The sequence below is a fragment of the Rathayibacter sp. VKM Ac-2929 genome (genome assembly GCF_022815495.1).
Classification (GTDB): domain Bacteria; phylum Actinomycetota; class Actinomycetes; order Actinomycetales; family Microbacteriaceae; genus Rathayibacter; species Rathayibacter festucae.
Genome location: NZ_JALGRV010000002.1, coordinates 349,303 through 366,256 on the forward strand (window position 1 = coordinate 349,303; position 16,954 = coordinate 366,256).

Genomic DNA, 16,954 nt, shown 5'->3' on the forward strand with positions numbered 1-16,954 from the left:
GACCGCCCGGGCTCCGGCTCGCGGAACGGCCTCCGGCTCGCAGGATCTCGACGATCCGGCGAGCCGGAGGTGTTTCCGCGTGCCGGAGGGCCGCGTCGGCCGACGTGCCGAGCCTCAGTTGAGGACGTCGCCGATGATCCAGCTCGAGAGGCCGACCAGCGTGCAGACGCCGACGACGACCCAGGCGACCGTCCGGCGGGTCGAGCGGGCGACGGCCTCCGAGGTGCGCGGGGTAGGCCGCAGCGGCGCGACGTAGGCGGGTGGCGCCCCGGTGGCCCCCGGGACCAGCCGGGGGAGCGTCACCGGCCGGCCGTCGACCCAGTCCGCCGGCAGCTCGGCGGCGCGCGCCGCCTGGAGGGTCAGCTCGGCCTTCAGCGGCGAGCCCTGGAGCGAGCAGTAGGCGACGGCGGTGAGGCCGAGGCCGGTGAGGTGGCGGAGGGTGGGCGCGAACTGCTCGGACATCGACGCGGTCAGCTCGCCCACGCGGTCGCCGTCGAGGCGCACCTCCACGAGACCGCCGACGAGGTGGAGCGTCACGAGGAGGAGGCCGCGGCCGCCCTGGGGGACCACGCCGGCCAGGCGGACGAAGTGCTCGTCCTCGCGCTGCACCTGCAGGGCGCGACCCCACGGCAGGATCGAGTAGCGCTCCTGAGGCGGCGCGTTGAGCGGCACGAGGAGCTCGGGGGCGACAAGGGCGACCTTCACCGAGGCGCGCAGGCCCTCCTCCGTCCGCTCGGCGCGCAGCCGGGCGGACGTCGTGGGGGCGGCGCGACCGGCGACGACGCGGGAGAGGCCGGTGAGCGCGGGGGCGCGGCGGTAGGCGTCGGGGAGGTAGCCGATCACGCGGCCGCCGGCACGGACGGAGACGGCGGGAGTGCCGGTGGGGTGGTCGGGCTCGGGGACGAGGACGACGTCGAGGATCCGGTCGGAGATCTCGCCGACGCGCAGCGGGCGGCCGACGACGGCGGCGATCTCCTCGATCCGCTCCGCCTCGTCCGTGGCGTCGACGGTGGGGGTGCCGGCGGAGTTCGGGAGGCGGTACTCGACGTGCTCGGGGGCGGTGTCCGGGAGCCTCCGCGTCTCCTGCGCGCCGGTGGAGCGCGTCGCCGCGTCCTCTGCCGAGCGGCGGGCGTCGGTCCAGGCGGTGCCGTCCCACCAGCGCATCGACTCCGGGTGGGCGTCATCGCGGTACCAGCCCGCAGGTGCGGCGCGTTCGTCGTCCACCGGGTCCCCGTTCTCTCGGCCCGTCGAGTCTACGAGGGGCCCGCGGCGTCCCTCCGCTCGGCGGGGGAGGCCCCGACTCCGCAGAAGCCGGGGTAGTCGCGCTCGACTACCGCAACTCTCGGGGAGTGGAGAGTGGCCGGGAGGCAGAGGCGCCTCCGAGTCCGCGGAAGTCGCGGTAGTCGCGCTCGACTACCGCGACTTCTGAGGAGTGGGGCGAGGCGGCGAAGTGCCGGGTGACGCGGTGGCGGTCGGGGCGTTCAGAGGGCCGGGTTCTCGTCCGCCGGGTCCTCCGACGCGAAGGCGACGAGCTGGGCCGGGGCGCCGGCGCAGTCGCTGAGGGCCGGGGCGGAGTCGAGGGCGCCGGCGAGCAGTCCGCTCACGTGCCGGGCGTGCCCCGGGTTGATCGGCGCGGGGTCCTCGAGGACCTCCACCAGTCGGTGGAGCACGGCACAGGTGTCCGGACGCGACATGCGATCCACCGTATTGACGGCCCTCGCCTCCCGGTAGAGGCGATTCGCGCCAGACCCCCCGTCTACGCTTCGGACATGACTCGATTCGAAGGCTCCGTCGTCCTCGTCCTCGGTGCCTCCGGCGGCCTCGGGCGGCTGATCGCGGACGAGCTGGAGCAGCGCGGCGCGACCGTGGTCCGCTCCGGGCGCCGCGCCGCCGACCTCGGCGACGCGCCGCTCGTCGCCGATCTCCTCGGCGAGGACGCCCCGCAGCGCCTGGTGGACGAGGTCCTCCGCCGTCACGGGCGACTCGACGGCGTCGTCGTCGCGGCCGGCGTCGTCGCCTTCGGCCCCTCGGCCGAGCTCGATCCGGCGGTGCTCGAGGAGCTCGTCGACGTGAACGCCCTGGCGCCGATCCGCGTGCTCACGGCGACGTTCCCCGCCCTGTCCGCCTCCGGGAATCGGCCCTTCGCGGTCACGATCAGCGGGGTGGTCGCCGAGGCGCCGACCGCCGGTCTCGCGGCGTACTCCGCGTCCAAGGCGGCCCTGTACTCGTTCGTCCGGGCATCGGCCCGGGAGTACCGGAAGGCGGGCGTCCTCCTGCTCGACGCGCGGCCCGGCCACACGGAGACCGCGCTGTCGCAGCACCCGCTGGCGGGCACGGCTCCGCGCTTCGGCGCGGGGCACTCGCCGGAGACGGTCGCGGCGCGCATCGTTCGCGCCGTCGAGGACGGCGAGACGGACCTGCCGCCGGCGGCCTTCGACGCCTAGACGAGTCCGGGAACAGAAGCGGTCGCTCGTCCCTCCACAGCCGCGTGATCGCTCGGCCCTCCCCAGATCTCGGTATCCGGCGCCGGAGCGAGCGCGGTGCTCGCCACCATCGACGCATGGGAATCCGTTATTACGCTTACGCCTTCGATGCCGATCTGACCGAGCGCGCGCTCGCCGACCCGCGGAGCGTGATCGGCGAGACCGCCCTGGCGGGCGCCTGGGGGATGCCGCACGGCGCCGAGATCGACGCCGCCGACCTGCCGCAGCCGGTGCCGGAGGACGACATGCTCTTCCTCGACCGGGCGTGGTCCGGGCTGCAGGCGCTGACCGCTCCGCGCTCGCCGGGGCAGCCGCCCCGGCCCGCGCACCGGATGCTGGAGGGCCGGGTGTCGCTGCGGGGGATGTGCTGGGATCCGTGGGTGCGCGCCGTTCCGCCGGGAGAGGTCGCCGAGATCGCCGACGATCTGCTCGCGCTCCGGCAGGAGCTCGAGGAGGGCCTGCCGCAGCACCCCGAGGGGGAGCAGCTCGGGCAGTACCTGGACCGCGCCGTGGAGTTCGCGTCCCGGATCGCGCGGTCGGGTCGCGGCTTCGTCTACCTGATCGGCTAGCGCGTGCCCCTCCCGGATCGGCCGGCGCGTGCGTCGCACCTCACGCCGTGGCGAAGCGCTGGGCCGAGCGCTCGCGGGCCTTCGCCGCCTCGACCTCGCGGTCCTTCGGCGGCGCGGTCGTCACCAGGTCCTCGAGGAGGTGGCCCGTGATGTGGGCGATCTCCGCCACGGCGCGGTCGAACGCCTCCTGGTTCGCCTTCGACGGGCGGGTGGCGCCGCTGATCTTGCGGACGTACTGGAGGGCGGCGGCGTGCACCTCCTCGTCGGAGGCGGCGGGCTCGAAGTTGTGGAGGGTGTGGATGTTCCGGCACATGCGACGAGGGTACGTCCGGGTGCGCGCGGGCGCGAGAGGGCGGACACCCGCCGTTCACCCCGGCGTCGCTCGGGGCCCCTAGCGTCGCTCCGTGCCCTCCGTCTCCGATCGCTCCCTCAGCCCCGACGCCGTCCTCGATGCCGCTCCCGACGCCGCTCCCGATGCGGCTCCCCGCGGCGCCCTCGTGCCGACGCCCGAGCTGCTCCGCTCGCTCACGCCCGAGGACGCCCGCGATCTCGTCGTGCTCGACGAGGACGACGACGATCCGGTGCTGCTGCGCCGCGACGGCACGCAGATCGACACCTGGCGCGAGGGCTACCCCTACGACGAGCGGATGTCGCGCGAGGAGTACGAGGCCGGCAAGCGGCTGCTGCAGATCGAGCTGCTGAAGCTCCAGAACTGGATCAAGAAGCACGGCCGGCGCTTGGTCGTCGTCTTCGAGGGGCGCGACGCCGCGGGCAAGGGCGGCACCATCAAGCGCTTCACCGAGCACCTCAACCCGCGGGGCGCCCGGGTCGTCGCGCTCGAGAAGCCGACCGAGCGGGAGGGCACGCAGTGGTACTTCCAGCGGTACGTCTCGCACCTGCCCGCCGCGGGCGAGATCGTGCTGTTCGACCGCTCCTGGTACAACCGGGCGGGGGTCGAGCGCGTGATGGGCTTCTGCACTCCGGAGCAGTACGACGAGTTCGTCCGGCAGACGCCGCTGTTCGAGAGCATGCTCGTCGGCGAGGGCATCGACCTGGTCAAGCTCTGGTTCTCGGTCTCGGCCGAGGAGCAGCGCACCCGGTTCACCATCCGGATGATCGACCCGGTGCGGCAGTGGAAGCTCTCGCCGATGGACCTCGCCTCGCTGGACAAGTGGGACGACTACACCGCGGCCAAGGAGGCGATGATGGCGGCGACCGACACCGCCGACGCGCCGTGGACCATCGTCAAGAGCAACGACAAGAAGCGCGCCCGGCTCGAGGCGATGCGCTACGTGCTGAGCCTGTACGACTACGACGGCCGGGACGACGAGGTCGTATCGCCGCTCGGACCCGATCCGCTGATCGTCGGCTCGGCGGCGGACGTCTACGAGCGCGGCGAGCACGCGGCGACCGCTCGGGCCGCCGAGTAGCGCTGGACCGGGGACGGGATCATGGGGGACACGACCGTGGGGGACGGGATGAGGAACGACGACGGCGTGCGTGATCTGCCGGGGGTGCACCTGCGCTGGCTCGCGCTCGACGAGCAGCGCCTCGACGCCGAGCGGCTACTGCCGCTGCTCGGCACGGCGGAGCGGGAGCGCTACCGCGCGACGGGGTCGGCGGCGGTGGCGGAGCGCTTCGTCTTCGGCCGCGTCCTGCTGCGCATGCTCGCGGGCGAGCTCCTGGGGCTGTCCGCCTCGATGGTCCGGGTCACCGCCCGCTGCTCCCGCTGCGGTGGTCCGCACGGGCGCCCCTGGATCGAGGGCGCCGAGCACCTCTCCGTCAGCATCGCGCACTGCCCGGGCGCGGTCGTCGTCGCGGCCAGCAGCGCGGGCGTCGTCGGGGTCGACGTCGAGCCGGTCGCGGGTCCGCCCGAGCGCGGCGTCGCGATCACGCGGATCGCCGGCGCTCCCTTCGCGACGGGCGGGTTCCGCGCCGCCGACCCGATCCTGCACTGGACCCGCATCGAGGCCGCGCTGAAGGCCGACGGCCGCGGGCTGGACGTCGATCCGCGGCGCGTCCGGATCCACGAGTCGCGCTTCACCGCGGAGGCTCGCATCGACAGCACGCGCTTCCGGCTCGCCGAGCCGCACCTCGACCCGTCGCTCCGGGTCAGCGTCGCGCTGGGCGACTCCGTCGGCGGTGCCGGTCCGATCATCGGCTGGCGCCGCGAGCACGGCGACGCGCTCGAGGACTCGCTGGTCTCAGCGGGCGGCCGGTAGCGGCGGCAGCCGCACGTCGACGAGCCAGGCGTCGAGCAGCGCTTCGACAGCCGAGACGGCCGTGCCGCCCGCGATCGCCGAGCCGCCGGCGACCTCGGCGCAGAGCGCGCGGAAGTCGTCCTCGCTCGCGGTGCCGGACGCGTGCCGCGCGGTCCAGGTGCGCAGGAGCCGGAAGAACACCTCGTCGCCGAGCCGGAGCCGCAGCGCGTGCAGCGTCAGCGCGCCCCGCTTGTAGACCCGGTCGTCGAAGAGGTCCACCGGTCCCGGGTCGCCCAGCACGAGGTCCTGGCGCTGGAACCGCAGGAGCGCGTGGTGCCGGCGGGCCTGGGCATCGGCGCTGGGCCCGCCCGACTCCTCCGACCAGAGCCACTCGGCGTAGCAGGCGAAGCCCTCGTTCAGCCAGATGTGCCGCCAGCGGGCGAGGCCGACGCTGTTGCCGAACCACTGGTGCGCGAGCTCGTGGGCGATCAGCCGCTCCGAGCCGCCGCGGCCGTCGACGTGGTTCGCGCCGAACACGGCCATGCCCTGCGCCTCCAGCGGGATCTCCAGCTCGTCCGCGGTGACCACGACGGTGTACTGGCGGAACGGGTACGGGCCGAAGACCCGGGAGAAGAACGCGAGCATGGCGCTGAGCGGTGCGAAGTCGCGCGCGACCCGCGCGGCCAGCGCGGCCGGGCGCGCGAGCGTGACGGCCACTCCGGAGAGCAGGCGGTCCTCGAGCACGTAGCGGCCGATCTGCACCGACGCGAGGTAGCTCGCGGTCGGCTCCCGCTGCTCGTAGAGCCAGGTGCGCCGGCCCGAGCGCTCGCTCGTCTCGAGCAGCACGCCGTTCGCGAGCACGGAGTAGCCCTCCTCCGCGCTCACCCGGATCCGGTAGGTCGCCTTGTCGGCGACGTCGTCGTTGCAGGGGTACCAGGTCGACGCGCCGGAGGGCTGCGAGGCGACGAGCACGCCGTCGGTCAGCTCCTCCCAGCCGAGTTCGCCCCAGTGGCTGGCGCGCGGCCCGGGGTGCCCGCCGTACTCGATCTCGACGACGGCGCTCGCGCCGGCCTCGAGCGGCTCGGCGGGGGTGACCCGGAGCTTGTGCGCGGCCTGATCGCTGCGCGCCTTGCGTCCGGCGACCCGCACCCGCGTCGCCCGGAGGCGGCTCAGATCGAGCGAGAAGCGGCGCAGCGGCTGCAGCGCGACGATCCGCAGGGTCGCTCGGCCGGCGAGCCGGTTGCTCGAGACCCGGTAGTCCAGGTCGAGCTCGTAGGACTCGACGCGGTAGCCGGTGTTGCCGATGCCGGGGAGGTACGGGTCACCCGCCGTCTCCAGCCCGGTCTGCGCGTCGCTCACGCGACGGGCGCGTGGTAGTCGCCGACACGGACCTCGCGCCACGGGCCGATCGGGTTGCCGCTCCAGCGGCTGCCCGCGGGCACGAGCTCGCCGCGCATGACGAGGGAGGCGGGGCCGACCGTGCCGTGCGCCGCGATGGTCGCGGCGGGGAGGATCACGCTGTGCGGGCCGAGGGTCGCGCCGGCGTCGAGACTCACGAGATCCATGCTCATGATTCGATCATGGAACAGGTGGGTCTGCACGACGCAGCCCCGGTTGACGGTCGCTCCGTCGCCCAGATCGACCAGATCGGCCTCCGGGAGCCAGTAGCTGTCGCACCAGACTCCGCGGCCGATCCGCGCGCCGAGGCTCCGCAGCCACCAGACGAGGGCGGGCGTTCCGGCCGCGGCGTGCGCGAACCACGGCGCCGCCACCATCTCGGTGAAGGTGTCGGCGAGCTCGCTGCGCCAGACGAAGGAGGACCAGAGCGGGTGCTCGCTCGGGCGGACGCGCTGGATGAGGAGCCACTTCGCCGCGGTCGAGACGCCTGCGGCGACCGCGCCTGCGGCGAGCAGGACGACACCGCCGACCACCGCCGTCGCCGGTGCCCCGATCACCGGCACCAGTGCCAGCAGGGCCGCGACGACGCCGAGGCCGATCGCGATCGAGACGACGACCGGGACGAAGCGCAGCAGCTCCCAGACGATCCGGGCGGCGCGGAGGCGCGCGGCCGGCCGGAACGTGCGCGCCGACTCCGCCTCGACCACCGTGCGCCGCAGCCGCACCGGCGGCGAGCCGAGCCAGGACGAGCCCGCCTTCGACTTGCGCGGGGCGGAGGAGAGGACCGCGACAAGCCCGCCCGCCGGCACCGTGTGTCCGGGCGCCGCCATCCCGGAGTTCCCGAGGAACGCGCGCTCGCCGATCTCGGCGCGGGCGAGCCGCATCCAGCCGCCGCCGAGGGCGTAGGAGGCGACGAGGGTGTCGTCGGCGAGGAAGGCGCCGTCCCGGATGGTGGTCATCGCGGGCAGCAGCAGCACGGTCGAGGCCTCGACGTCGCGGCCGACCTTCGCGCCGAGCAGCCGCAGCCAGACCGGCGTGAACAGGCCGGAGTAGAGCGGGAAGAGGAGGGCGCGGGCGTGGTCGAGCAGGCGCTCCGTGGACCAGACCTGCCAGCCGATCCGGCCGCGGACGGGATGCGTGCCGGCCTCGACGCCGCGGCCGAGCAGGCGCACGAGCACGACGACCAGGCCCGCCAGCACGACGCCGGTGACGGCGACCGCGGGGACGAGGGCGGCGACGGCGCGGGGGAGCGCCTCCGCGAGATCCGCTGCGCCCTGTACGGCGAGGGCGAGCACGCCGAGTCCCGCCGCGAAGGAGACGACCGGCACGGCGGCGAGGCCGACCGCCGAGACCGCGTAGGCCCAGACCCACGGCGTCGCACGCGGCGGGCGCTCGGCGGGGAAGCCCGCGCTCGCCTTGCCGAGGCGCTGCGCGGGCGAGCCGCCCCAGCGCTGGCCGGCCGGCACCCGGCCGAAGACCGCGGAGCCGGGCTCGATCTGCGCGTTCTTGCCGATGCGGGTGCCGGGCAGGAGGGTGCTGCGGGCGCCGACCGTGCTGCCGGCGCCGACGCGGACCGCGCCGACCCGCAGGACGTCGCCGTCGATCCAGTAGCCGGAGAGATCGACTTCGGGCTCGATCGCGGCGCCGCGGCCGAGGGTCAGCATGCCGGTCAGCGGCGGGAGCGAGTGCAGGTCGACGTCGTCGGCGATCCGGGCGCCGAGCGCACGGGCGTAGTGCGCGACCCAGGGTGCTCCGGCGAGGCTGACGGCACCGAGCTGGTGGGCGATCCGCTCGGCGAGCCACAGCCGCAGGTGCACCCCGCCGCCGCGCGGGTGGTCGCCGGCGCGCACCCCGCGCAGCAGTGCGCGGGCGGCGAGGACGGTGAGGCCCATCCGGCCGAACGGAGTGCAGAAGAGGGCGAACGCGACGACGAGCCCGGGCAGCGGCACGGTGGGCAGCCAGCCGAAGCCGGGCAGCAGGTCGAGCAGGGCGCAGACCGTGAGCACGACCGTCGTCCAGCGGGCGCCGCTCAGCACCAGGAGCGGCGCGCCGAGGAGGGTCTGCAGCACCTGCATCCGACGCGGGACCGGGGCGATCCGGTGGCTCGAGACCTCGCCGGCGCCGGTCGCGCGACTCGCGATCTCGGCCGACATCGCCGCGAGCCGAGGGTGCGCGTAGACGTCGGCGACGGTGAACTCGGGGTCCTGCTCGCGGATCCGGGCGACGAGCTGGGCGGCGGCGAGCGACCCGCCGCCGAGGTCGAAGAAGTTCGCCCTCTCGTCGACCGGGACGCCGAGGACCTCCCGCCAGAGCCCGGCGAGCCAGGCGGTCCCGGCGTCGAGCCCCGGGTCCGCCGCAGTGCTCTCGGGCAGCGGCCAGGGCAGTGCGGCCCGGTCGACCTTGCCCGACACGCGCGTCGGCAGCTCGTCGACCACCGCGAGCAGCGGCACGAGGGCGGCCGGCAGCTCCTCGCGCAGCCGCGTCAGCGCGGCGTCGCGGTCGAGCGCGCGCCCGCCGGCGAGGGCGAGGTAGCCGACGAGCACCTGGATCCCCGCGCCGGTGGTGCGGACGGCGGCCGCCGCGCCCGAGACTCCGGGCAGGCCCTGCAGCGCCGCCTCGACCTCGCCGAGCTCGATCCGCCGGCCGCCGAGCTTGACCTGGTCGTCGGCGCGGCCCTGGAAGACGAGTCCGGCGCTCTCGAAGCGCACGAGGTCGCCGGAACGGTAGGCGCGCTCCCAGCCCAGCGTCGGCGCAGGGGCGTACTTCTCGGCGTCCTTCGCGGGGTCGAGGTAGCGGGCCAGGCCGACGCCGCCGATGATCAGCTCGCCGACCTCGCCCTCGCCGACGCGGCGGCCCTCGGGATCGACGACGGCGAGCCGCCAGCCGTCCAGCGGCAGGCCGATCCGCACCGGGCCGGGCCCGCCGAGGGGAGCGGCGCAGGCGACGACGGTCGCCTCGGTGGGGCCGTAGGTGTTCCAGACCTCGCGGCCGTCGACGGCCAGGCGCTGGCCGAGCTCGGGCGGGCAGGCCTCGCCGCCGAAGATGAGCAGGCGGACGTTCTCGAGCGACTCGGCGGGCCAGAGCGCGGCGAGGGTCGGCACGGTCGAGACGACGGTGATGCCGTGCGTCGTCAGCCAGGGGCCGAGGTCCATCCCGCTGCGCACGAGCGAGCGCGGCGCGGGCACGAGGCAGGCGCCGTTCCGCCAGGCCAGCCACATCTCCTCGCAGGAGGCGTCGAAGGCGACCGAGAGGCCCGCGAGCACCCGGTCGCCGGGGCCGAGGGGCTCGGCCCGGAGGAAGACGCGCGCCTCAGCATCGACGAAGGCGGCGGCCGAGCGGTGGCTGACGGCCACGCCCTTCGGTGTGCCGGTCGAGCCCGAGGTGAAGATGATCCAGGCGTCGTCCTCGAGGGTCGGCGGCTGCAGCAGCGGGATCGAGGCGGTGCTGGGGTGCGGCGCCGACCCGGTGAACAGTCGCGCGGGCTCCGCGTCGGCGCGCTCGAAGCGTCCGGAGCCGGTGATGACACCGCGGACGGCGGCCTCGCCGAAGACGAGTCGCGCCCGCTCCTCGGGGTCGTCGGCGTCGACCGGGACGTAGGCGGCACCGGCGGCGAGGATGCTGAGGATCGCGAGGTAGAGCTCGCGCGAGCCGCTGGCCATCCGCACGCCCACTCGATCGCCGCGACGCACCCCGGCGGCGGTCAGCTCGGCGGCGGCGGAGACGACGCGGGCGAGCAGCTCGCGGTAGCTGAGGGCGCCGGCGGGATCCTCGAGCGCGGAGGCGTCGGGGTGGCGCTCGGCGGTGTCGCGGAGGACATCGATCAGGGTCCGCGGTGCCGGGGCGAGGGCGCCGGCGTCGAGGAGGTCCTGGGGATGCGCGTCCGTGCTCACGAGTGCTCTCCGTTCCGGCCGCGCGTCCGGGAGCGGGTCGGCCGGGGCGCCACGGTAGGGGCACCCGGTGTCGCGGAGGTGAACAGCCGGTGCCCCGCGCGGACGCGGAGCACCGGCGGTCGGCCTAGTGCGCGACCATCGGCCGCGGGCCGTCCGTCTCGGCGGGGCGCTTCACGAAGAAGGCGGCGACGATCGCGGCGGTCGCGATCGAGGCTCCCCAGACGAACGCGGAGTGGATGCCGCCCGCCGTGGCGACGACTTCGTCGACGCCCTCGCGGGCGAGCGCGGCCGACTGCACCGAGAGCACCGTGACGAACAGCGCCGTGCCGGCCGCGCCGCCGAGCTGCTGGACCGTGCCGATGATCGCGCTGCCGTGCGAGTAGAGCGCGGGGCGCACCGAGCCGAGGCCCGCGGTGAACAGCGGAGTGAAGACCAGCGCGAGGCCGAGGCTCAGCACCACGTGCAGGGAGAGGATGAACCAGGAGACCGAGTTCTCGTCGAGCGTCGTGTAGCCCCAGAGCGCACCGGCCACGATGATCGAGCCGGGCACCAGCAGCACCCGCGGGCCGAAGCGGTCGTAGCCGCGGCCGACGAACGGCGCGAGCAGACCCATCAGCAGCCCGCCCGGCAGCAGCAGCAGACCGGTCTCGAGCGGGGTGAGGCCGAGCACGTTCTGCGTGTAGAGCGGGAGCAGGATCAGCGTGCCGAAGAGCGCCGACATGCTCACCGCCATCATCACGATGACCACGGTGAAGTTGCCCGAGGAGAAGGTGCGCAGGTCCAGCAGGGCGCGGTCGGTCTTCTGCAGCAGCAGCTGGCGGACGATGAAGGCGGCGAGCGCGACACCGGCGACGACGAAGGGCACCCAGGGAGCGACGATCGCCTCGCCGCCCTCGCCGAGGCTGCTCAGGCCGTAGACCAGGCCGCCGAAGCCGAAGACCGAGAGGACGACGGAGAGCGAGTCGATCGGGATCTTGCGCGGCTCGGTGACGTTCTCGACCTTGCGGAGGCCCAGGATCAGCGCGCCGACGGCGATCGGCAGCACGATCCAGAACATCCAGCGCCAGCTGAGGAAGTTGAGGATGACGCCCGAGATCGTCGGCCCGACGGCGGGTGCGACCGAGATGACGATGGAGATGTTGCCCATCATCCGGCCGCGGATCGCCGGCGGCACGAGGGTCATCACGGTGGTCATCAGCAGCGGCATCATGATCGCCGTGCCGCCGGCCTGCACGACGCGCGCGGCCAGCAGGACCTCGAAGGTCGGCGCGAGCGCGGCGCTGAGCGTGCCGAGGCTGAAGAGGGTCATCGCGGCGGCGAAGAGCGTGCGGGTGTGCAGCCGCTGGATCAGGTAGCCGGTGATCGGGATGACGACCGCCATCGTCAGCATGAACGCGGTGGACAGCCACTGGCCCACGTGAGCTTCGACACCGAAGTCGCGCATGAGGTCGGGAAGCGCCACGCTCATGATCGTCTCGTTGAGGATGACGACGAAGGCCGAGACCAGCAGCAGGCTGATCACCAGGCGGCTGCGCGGATCGAGGGCCGTCGAGGGCGTGTCGGTCGCGGCGGCGGGCCGCGTCTCGGGAAGGGTGCGCTCGGTCACTGGTGCGTCTCCGGTCGTGAAGGGGATCGTCGTGAGGGGGCGCATCGCCAGGGTGACGTCGATGCGACGGGTGGTACGAGACTCAGAACACTGCCAGGCGCCTCCGACATTCCCGATCGGCCGACATCCGTCGCACAACCGGCGTGTCGGCCGCGAGGTGAGTGGTGGTGCGACGGCGCGCCTCCGCCGCCGTTCTGCATGCTGGTCGAGCAGCCCCGCAGGGGCCTGCCGCGACTGCATGCTGGTCGAGCAGCCCCGCAGGGGTGTATCGCGATTGCATGCTGGTCGAGTAGCCCCGAAGGGGCGTATCGAGACCCACCGTCCCCAGCAGGGCAGGTCGACAGTCGTCTCGTCTGTCGCCGGTGGATCTCGATACGCCCGCTCTGCGGGCTACTCGATCAGCAGGACGCCCGCGCGATCGTCACTCGACGGGAACCGGATCCCCGATCAGGCACCGACCGGTGGCGAGTGGTGCGACGCTCGCCCCGAGGTATTTCGTGTCACCGTCCTCACCTGACGCCTTGTGCCGGTACTGACCCACGAAGCACGAGTCACCGACTTTCACCGCGACGAAGACCGCATCGGCCCGCTCCTCCGCCGTCGTGATATCGACGGTGATCTCTACATCAGCCCGAGCGAAGCCGCCAGCAATGAGGGCCAGGGCAAGATCCCGGCCGGTCGGATCGCCGATCGTCGCGACAGTGGCCCGATTGATCGAATTGAAGGTCTCGAGATTCAAGCTCGTTGCTTGGTTCGTCGTTGCAGCGTCTGAAGTGCCAATGGTTGTAGACGGGACAGGAGTCGGCTCCTTCCCACGGGGAGATGCAGTTGTGCACCCACTGAGGACGAAACACGCGGCAGCAATGACCGCAGTCGTCTGGGACGAGCGACTTCGGAACCGTGCCCGCGATTGCTCTACTTCGGGGCGGACTCTTTCAGGGCTGCGTTCTGGTTCAACCCTTCGAGGCGTCAATGAGGTACCCATATCCATCCACGAAGGGGCAGTTCTTGAGGATCTTCCAGCCCTCGGTCCGGTACGCCTTCACTTCTGCGCGGCACGCGGATGAAGTCGTGAAATATCTACCGCTGTATTGAATTGCACTGGCCGAATTCGGTGTAGCGGCAAGTAGCGCGGCACCGATCAGCCCCGCCATCGCGGTCAGGGATGTCCATTTAGTCAACTGGAGTCGCATCATCGTCCTTCCATTACGCGGGCATCGTCGCCCTTGTCTGCGGAAAACGATAGGTAGGATGCGGCACCGAGAATCGCGAATGGTCAGGAATGGCGGGGAATCGGCGCGCGACGTCGGCTCAGGGGCTCGGCACGGCTCGAGCTAACCTTTGAGCACCGCCGCGAACGCGTCCGCCGCCGCGTCCGCGTCCGCGGGCGTCGACTCCGCGCCGAAGCTGAACCGCACCGCCGTCTGGGCGACGGCCGGCTCGAGGCCGAGCGCCAGGAGCGTCGGCGACGGCTCGTCGCGGCCGGCCGCGCAGGCCGAGCCGCTGGACACCACGACGCCGCGCTCCTCCAGGGCGAGCAGGATCGACTCGCCGCTGCGTCCCGGCACGACGAACGACGCGATCGAGGGGAGCCGGTGCTCCGCCGCCCCGAGCGGCACGGCCCGCGGCACCTCCGCCGCCACCCGCGCCGCGAACGTGTCGCGCACCGCCGAGACGCGGGCGCCCCGCGCGGGATCCACGAGCTGCACCGCCGCCCCGAGGGCCACCGCGAACGCCACGTTCTCGGTCCCCGAGCGCCGCGCCCGCTCCTGACCGCCGCCGTGCACGAGCGGCTCGAACGGCACGCGACTGCGCAGCAGCAGCGCCCCCACGCCCTTCGGCGCCCCGAGCTTGTGCCCCGAGATCGACACCGCGTCCGCGCCGAGGCCGGCCAGGTCGATCCAGCCCGCCGCCTGCACCGCGTCCACGTGCAGCGGGATCCGGTGCGGCCGGCAGAGCGCCGCGATCGCCGGCACGTCCTGCAGCGTGCCGATCTCGTTGCTCGCCGCGAGCACCGAGACCAGCGCCGTGTCCGGCCGCAGCAGCGCGGCGAGCGCCTCCGGATCGAGCCGCCCCTCGCCGTCCACCGGCGCGACCGACACCTCGAAGCCGTGCAGCCGCCGCAGATGGTCGGCCGACTCCACCGTCGCCTCGTGCTCGATCGCCGAGATCACGACGTGCCGGCCGCGCCCCGCGGCGAGACCACCGAGCGCGATGCCCTTGACCGCCGTGTTGATCGACTCCGTCCCGCCCGAGGTGAAGAGGACCTCCGAGCCGCGCCCGCCGAGGAAGCGCGCCACGTGCCGCCGCGCCTCCTCCAGCGCGCGCGCCGCCGACGCGCCCAGCGCATGACTGCTCGACGGGTTGCCGTACTCACCGGTGAGGAACGGCCACATCGCCTCGAGCACCTCGCGGCGCACGGGCGAGGTCGCCGCGTGGTCGAGGTAGATCACGCGGCCGGAGCCTCGATCGCGATGTCGAGGCCGAGGTCGAGCGAGCGGACGCTGTGCGTGAGCGCGCCGACGGAGATCACGTCGACGCCGGCCTCGGCGATCGCGCGGACCGTCTCGAGGTTCACCCCGCCGCTGGCCTCGACAACGGCCCGGCCGCCGATCAGCGCGACGCCCTGCGCCAGCTGCTCGGGCGTGAAGTTGTCGAGCATGATCGTGTCGGCGCCGCCGGCGAGGGCCGCGCCGATCTGCTCCAGCCGGTCGACCTCGACCTCGATGTGCGTCGTGTGCGAGACGGCCGTGCGCGCGGCGAGCAGCGCCTCCGTCAGGTCGAGTCCGCGCTGAGCGAGGATCGCGAGGTGGTTGTCCTTCGCCAGGATCGCGTCCGAGAGCGAGAAGCGGTGGTTGTGCCCGCCGCCGCTGCGCACCGCGTGCCGCTCGAGGGCGCGCAGTCCCGGCGTGGTCTTCCGGGTGTCGACGATGCGCGCGCGCGTGCCCGCCACGGCCTCGACGTAGCGCGCGGTCAGCGTCGCGATGCCGCTCATCCGCTGCACGAGGTTGAGCGCCACGCGCTCGCCGCGCAGCACCCCGCCGGCGGGGCCGTCGATCCGCGCGAGGACGTCGCCGGCCGCGAAGACCGTCCCGTCCGCGGCGACGTCCTGCACGCGGATCCGCGAGTCGGCCTGCAGGAACGTGCCGAGCAGCACCGCGCCGCCGCTGAAGACGCCGGGCTCGCGGGCGACGAGGGCCGCGGAGGCCGTCGCGTCGGCGGGCAGGAGGGTGTCGGAGGTGAGGTCGCCCCAGGGGGCGTCCTCCTCCAGGGCCAGGGTGACGATGCGCTCGATGCTCTGACGGGTCAGCACGGGACGGCGACCTTTCTCGTACCGGCGACGCGGTAGGCGCTCGCCGAGGGGTGGGGGTGGTCGGTGCGGTGGTGGGCGCCGCGCGACTCGGCGCGGGCCAGGGCGGCGTCGATCAGGGCGAGACCGCAGGCGCGGAGGTTCGCGTCCTCCAGCGTCGCTCTCGACAGCGGCGCGGGGGAGCCGGCGGCGGCGAGAGAGGTCCGTGCCGTCTCGAGGCCCGCGGCGTCGCGCGAGAGTCCCGCGCCGGTCCAGAGCGTCTCCTGCAGCTGCGCGCGGTCGAGCGCGAGCGGCACGAGGGCGGAGAGCTCCGGCGCCTCGGACGAGGGCTCCGCAGGCGGTCCGTCGAGCGCCGCCGCGACCCGCCGCGCGAACACCACGCCCTCGAGCAGGCTGTTCGACGCCAGCCGGTTCGCGCCGTGCACGCCGGTGCAGGCGACCTCGCCGACGGCGAAGAGCCCGGGGAGGCTGCTCCGCCCGTCGAGGTCGGTGGCGATCCCGCCCATCCAGTAGTGCGCGGCCGGCGTCACGGGGATGAGGTCGTCGGCGAGCGAGAGCCCGCCCGCGCGGCAGGCGGCGGAGATGGTGGGGAAGCGGTGCGCGAGCACGTCCGCGGGAATGGCGCGCGCGTCGAGGTGCACCGGCAGTCCGCCCTGGAGCAGCATCCGGTCGGCGATCGCACGGGCGACCACGTCGCGGGGCGCCAGCTCGGCGTCCGGGTGCACCCCGACCAGGAAGCGCTCACCCGCGGCGTCGCGCAGCACCGCGCCCTCGCCGCGGACCGCCTCCGACACCAGGAACCCGCCGGCCAGCGCGAGCCAGGTGGGGTGGAACTGGTAGAACTCCAGGTCGGCCGTCTGGGCACCGGCCCGGAGCGCCGCGGCGAGCCCGTCGCCGGTCGCGACCGCGGGATTCGTGGTGTGCCGGTAGAGCTGCCCGGCGCCGCCGGTCGCGAGGACGACCGCGTCGGCGTCGATCCGCTCGACCCGTCCGTCCCGCAGCACGTCCACGCCGGTCACGGCGGCTCCCGGCCGCACCAGGTCGACCAGCACCGTCTCCTCGAGCACCGTGACGGCGGCGGCGCGCACCGCGGCGACGAGCGCCTCCTCGATCGCGGAGCCGGTCGCGTCGCCGCCGGCGTGCAGGATCCGCGGCCGCGAGTGCGCCCCCTCCAGCCCGCGGGCGAGGTCGTCGCCGTCGCGGTCGAAGCCGACGCCCCACGCCTGCAGCGCGGCGACCGCCGCCGGGCCCTCGGCGCAGAGCACCTCGACGGCCGAGCGCGAGCAGAGCCCGGCGCCCGCGGTCAGGGTGTCCTCGACGTGCAGCGCGACGGAGTCTCCCGCCGCCGTGACGGCGGCGATCCCGCCCTGCGCGGCACGCGTGCTCGACTCCGCGAGCGCGCCCTTGGTGACGAGGACGACCTCGTGCCGGCGCGAGGCCAGCAGGGCGACGACCAGGCCGGCGATCCCGCTGCCGACCACGACGACGCGGGCCATG

At 74.1% G+C, this 16,954-nt stretch carries 14 protein-coding genes; 4 read left to right on the top strand and 10 right to left on the bottom strand.

All coding sequences use genetic code 11. From position 1 onward, the window contains the following. Positions 1-114 precede the first annotated feature (114 nt). Together MT355_RS06255 and MT355_RS06260 are read right to left on the bottom strand one after the other, a co-directional pair. Positions 115-1,224, bottom strand: a complete 1,110-nt coding sequence (locus MT355_RS06255) for a DUF2510 domain-containing protein (protein WP_243598907.1) — start codon at positions 1,222-1,224, stop codon at positions 115-117. A 257-nt stretch (positions 1,225-1,481) separates the two neighbouring features. Further along, positions 1,482-1,694, bottom strand: a complete 213-nt coding sequence (locus MT355_RS06260) for a hypothetical protein (protein ID WP_160088252.1) — start codon at positions 1,692-1,694, stop codon at positions 1,482-1,484. Between the two features lie 75 nt (positions 1,695-1,769). On the opposite strand from MT355_RS06260, the gene MT355_RS06265 reads away from it, so the two are divergent. Continuing rightward, a complete protein-coding gene (locus MT355_RS06265; RefSeq protein ID WP_243598908.1) occupies positions 1,770-2,444 on the top strand; it encodes an SDR family oxidoreductase in 675 nt (224 codons plus the stop codon). 116 nt (positions 2,445-2,560) lie between these two features. Beyond that, complete coding sequence (locus MT355_RS06270; protein WP_243598909.1) at positions 2,561-3,052, top strand: hypothetical protein; 492 nt, start codon at positions 2,561-2,563, stop codon at positions 3,050-3,052. A gap of 40 nt (positions 3,053-3,092) precedes the next feature. Here MT355_RS06270 and MT355_RS06275 read toward each other — a convergent pair whose 3' ends face one another. Next, entirely contained in the window at positions 3,093-3,365 is a 273-nt protein-coding gene (locus tag MT355_RS06275; RefSeq protein ID WP_123702785.1) for a DUF2277 domain-containing protein, read from the bottom strand. Positions 3,366-3,564: 199 nt separating this feature from the next. On the opposite strand from MT355_RS06275, the gene ppk2 reads away from it, so the two are divergent. Further along, positions 3,565-4,482: a polyphosphate kinase 2 gene (ppk2, locus tag MT355_RS06280; protein WP_279392201.1), complete on the top strand. Its 918-nt coding sequence runs from the start codon at positions 3,565-3,567 to the stop codon at positions 4,480-4,482. Positions 4,483-4,503: 21 nt separating this feature from the next. Further along, positions 4,504-5,274: a 4'-phosphopantetheinyl transferase superfamily protein gene (locus tag MT355_RS06285; protein WP_243598910.1), complete on the top strand. Its 771-nt coding sequence runs from the start codon at positions 4,504-4,506 to the stop codon at positions 5,272-5,274. Here MT355_RS06285 and MT355_RS06290 read toward each other — a convergent pair. The 7 genes from MT355_RS06290 to nadB form a co-directional block, all read right to left on the bottom strand. Further along, the gene (locus tag MT355_RS06290; protein WP_243598911.1) at positions 5,257-6,612 is read right to left on the bottom strand and encodes a M1 family metallopeptidase; all 1,356 of its coding nucleotides are present in this window, start codon (positions 6,610-6,612) and stop codon (positions 5,257-5,259) included. The genes MT355_RS06285 and MT355_RS06290 overlap by 18 nt on opposite strands. Further along, entirely contained in the window at positions 6,609-10,541 is a 3,933-nt protein-coding gene (locus MT355_RS06295) for a Pls/PosA family non-ribosomal peptide synthetase (protein WP_243598912.1), read from the bottom strand. The genes MT355_RS06290 and MT355_RS06295 overlap by 4 nt, the downstream gene beginning before the upstream one ends. Before the next feature lie 124 nt (positions 10,542-10,665). Beyond that, on the bottom strand, positions 10,666-12,192 hold the full coding sequence (locus tag MT355_RS06300; RefSeq protein ID WP_123735304.1) for a DHA2 family efflux MFS transporter permease subunit: 1,527 nt from the start codon (positions 12,190-12,192) through the stop codon (positions 10,666-10,668). Positions 12,193-12,568: 376 nt separating this feature from the next. After that, positions 12,569-12,886 (bottom strand): hypothetical protein, encoded by a 318-nt coding sequence (locus MT355_RS06305; protein WP_243598913.1) that lies wholly within the window; start codon positions 12,884-12,886, stop codon positions 12,569-12,571. Between the two features lie 595 nt (positions 12,887-13,481). Beyond that, complete coding sequence (locus tag MT355_RS06310) at positions 13,482-14,600, bottom strand: cysteine desulfurase family protein (RefSeq protein ID WP_243598914.1); 1,119 nt, start codon at positions 14,598-14,600, stop codon at positions 13,482-13,484. After that, positions 14,597-15,460 (bottom strand): carboxylating nicotinate-nucleotide diphosphorylase, encoded by an 864-nt coding sequence (nadC, locus tag MT355_RS06315; RefSeq protein ID WP_243598915.1) that lies wholly within the window; start codon positions 15,458-15,460, stop codon positions 14,597-14,599. Before nadC ends, MT355_RS06310 begins: the two co-directional genes overlap by 4 nt. Continuing rightward, on the bottom strand, positions 15,454-16,953 hold the full coding sequence (gene nadB / locus MT355_RS06320; RefSeq protein ID WP_243598916.1) for an L-aspartate oxidase: 1,500 nt from the start codon (positions 16,951-16,953) through the stop codon (positions 15,454-15,456). Before nadB ends, nadC begins: the two co-directional genes overlap by 7 nt. Position 16,954 lies beyond the last annotated feature (1 nt).